This window comes from Pseudoalteromonas sp. TB41, from assembly GCF_000497975.1.
Classification (GTDB): Bacteria; Pseudomonadota; Gammaproteobacteria; order Enterobacterales; family Alteromonadaceae; genus Pseudoalteromonas; species Pseudoalteromonas tetraodonis.
The window spans coordinates 1-3,200 of record NZ_AUTH01000040.1; the positions used below are offsets into that span (position 1 = coordinate 1).

A 3,200-nucleotide genomic window follows, 5' to 3' on the forward strand; every position below is an offset into this window, starting at 1 on the left:
TGACGAGCGGCGGACGGGTGAGTAATGCTTGGGAACATGCCTTGAGGTGGGGGACAACAGTTGGAAACGACTGCTAATACCGCATAATGTCTACGGACCAAAGGGGGCTTCGGCTCTCGCCTTTAGATTGGCCCAAGTGGGATTAGCTAGTTGGTGAGGTAATGGCTCACCAAGGCGACGATCCCTAGCTGGTTTGAGAGGATGATCAGCCACACTGGGACTGAGACACGGCCCAGACTCCTACGGGAGGCAGCAGTGGGGAATATTGCACAATGGGCGCAAGCCTGATGCAGCCATGCCGCGTGTGTGAAGAAGGCCTTCGGGTTGTAAAGCACTTTCAGTCAGGAGGAAAGGTTAGTAGTTAATACCTGCTAGCTGTGACGTTACTGACAGAAGAAGCACCGGCTAACTCCGTGCCAGCAGCCGCGGTAATACGGAGGGTGCGAGCGTTAATCGGAATTACTGGGCGTAAAGCGTACGCAGGCGGTTTGTTAAGCGAGATGTGAAAGCCCCGGGCTCAACCTGGGAACTGCATTTCGAACTGGCAAACTAGAGTGTGATAGAGGGTGGTAGAATTTCAGGTGTAGCGGTGAAATGCGTAGAGATCTGAAGGAATACCGATGGCGAAGGCAGCCACCTGGGTCAACACTGACGCTCATGTACGAAAGCGTGGGGAGCAAACAGGATTAGATACCCTGGTAGTCCACGCCGTAAACGATGTCTACTAGAAGCTCGGAACCTCGGTTCTGTTTTTCAAAGCTAACGCATTAAGTAGACCGCCTGGGGAGTACGGCCGCAAGGTTAAAACTCAAATGAATTGACGGGGGCCCGCACAAGCGGTGGAGCATGTGGTTTAATTCGATGCAACGCGAAGAACCTTACCTACACTTGACATACAGAGAACTTACCAGAGATGGTTTGGTGCCTTCGGGAGCTCTGATACAGGTGCTGCATGGCTGTCGTCAGCTCGTGTTGTGAGATGTTGGGTTAAGTCCCGCAACGAGCGCAACCCCTATCCTTAGTTGCTAGCAGGTAATGCTGAGAACTCTAAGGAGACTGCCGGTGATAAACCGGAGGAAGGTGGGGACGACGTCAAGTCATCATGGCCCTTACGTGTAGGGCTACACACGTGCTACAATGGCGCATACAGAGTGCTGCGAACTCGCGAGAGTAAGCGAATCACTTAAAGTGCGTCGTAGTCCGGATTGGAGTCTGCAACTCGACTCCATGAAGTCGGAATCGCTAGTAATCGCGTATCAGAATGACGCGGTGAATACGTTCCCGGGCCTTGTACACACCGCCCGTCACACCATGGGAGTGGGTTGCTCCAGAAGTAGATAGTCTAACCCTCGGGAGGACGTTTACCACGGAGTGATTCATGACTGGGGTGAAGTCGTAACAAGGTAGCCCTAGGGGAACCTGGGGCTGGATCACCTCCTTATACGATTTAGAACTTATTTGTTCGTAGTGTCCACACAGATGATTGTTAGTTAGCTAAGCCACTGGCTTAACTAATTAATATGCTCTTTAAAAATTTGGAAAAGCTGATAATAAAATTCGTATGAATACAGTGTATTTGTACAGAGTTTTCAAAAGTAAAAAAGAATGATAGCAGTATCATTCAGTGCCATTTAATGAACGTTTACGTTTATTGATTGGTATCTACTTTAGTATTCAATATTAACTTCTGGCGAAGTTAAACTGTCACACAACAAAGACCCGTTTGGGTTGTATGGTTAAGTGACTAAGCGTACACGGTGGATGCCTTGGCAGTTGGAGGCGATGAAGGACGTATTAACTTGCGATAAGCCTAGTCAAGCTAGTAAAAAGCACTTGAGACTAGGATTTCCGAATGGGGAAACCCACCTGCTTGCAGGTATCGTTAACTGAATACATAGGTTAACGAGGCGAACGCGGAGAACTGAAACATCTAAGTACCCGTAGGAAAAGAAATCAACCGAGATTCCGATAGTAGCGGCGAGCGAAATCGGAACAGCCCTTAAGCTTATTATGTGTTAATGGAAGGCTCTGGAAAGTGCCACGATACAGGGTGATAGTCCCGTACATGAAAACGCATTTTAAGTGAAATCGAGTAGGTCGGAGCACGTGAAACTTTGACTGAATATAGGTGGACCATCATCTAAGGCTAAATACTCCCAACTGACCGATAGTGAACCAGTACCGTGAGGGAAAGGCGAAAAGAACCCCTGTGAGGGGAGTGAAATAGAACCTGAAACCGTGTACGTACAAGCAGTAGGAGCCCACTTGTTGGGTGACTGCGTACCTTTTGTATAATGGGTCAGCGACTTATATTTTGTAGCGAGGTTAACCGATTAGGGTAGCCGTAGGGAAACCGAGTCTTAACTGGGCGAATAGTTGCAAGGTATAGACCCGAAACCCGGTGATCTAGCCATGGGCAGGTTGAAGGTTGAGTAACATCAACTGGAGGACCGAACCCACTAACGTTGAAAAGTTAGGGGATGACCTGTGGTTAGGAGTGAAAGGCTAATCAAACCGGGAGATAGCTGGTTCTCCCCGAAATCTATTTAGGTAGAGCCTCGGACGAATACTTACGGGGGTAGAGCACTGTTAAGGCTAGGGGGTCATCCCGACTTACCAACCCTTTGCAAACTCCGAATACCGTAAAGTAATATCCGGGAGACACACGGCGGGTGCTAACGTCCGTCGTGAAGAGGGAAACAACCCAGACCGCCAGCTAAGGTCCCAAAGTCATAGTTAAGTGGGAAACGATGTGGAAAGGCCCAGACAGCCAGGAGGTTGGCTTAGAAGCAGCCATCCTTTAAAGAAAGCGTAATAGCTCACTGGTCGAGTCGGTCTGCGCGGAAGATGTAACGGGGCTAAACTATGCACCGAAGCTGCGGATTCAAAATTTATTTTGAGTGGTAGGGGAGCGTTCTGTAAGCGGTTGAAGGTGTACCGGGAGGTATGCTGGACGTATCAGAAGTGCGAATGCTGACATGAGTAACGATAATGCGGGTGAAAAACCCGCACGCCGGAAGACCAAGGGTTCCTATCCCATGTTAATCAGGGTAGGGTAAGTCGACCCCTAAGGCGAGGCCGAAAGGCGTAGTCGATGGGAAACGGATTAATATTTCCGTACTTGGTATAATTGCGATGGGGGGACGGAGCAGGCTAAGCAAGCATGGCGATGGTAGTCCATGTGAAAGTGTGTAGGCTAG

General features: G+C 49.3%; 2 rRNA genes. Both read left to right on the forward strand.

What is annotated here, in order from left to right:
* A 16S ribosomal RNA gene (locus L641_RS0106355) occupies nucleotides 1-1,441 on the forward strand; the annotation flags it as partial.
* A 293-nt stretch (nucleotides 1,442-1,734) separates the two neighbouring features.
* A 23S ribosomal RNA gene (locus tag L641_RS23460) occupies nucleotides 1,735-3,200 on the forward strand; the annotation flags it as partial.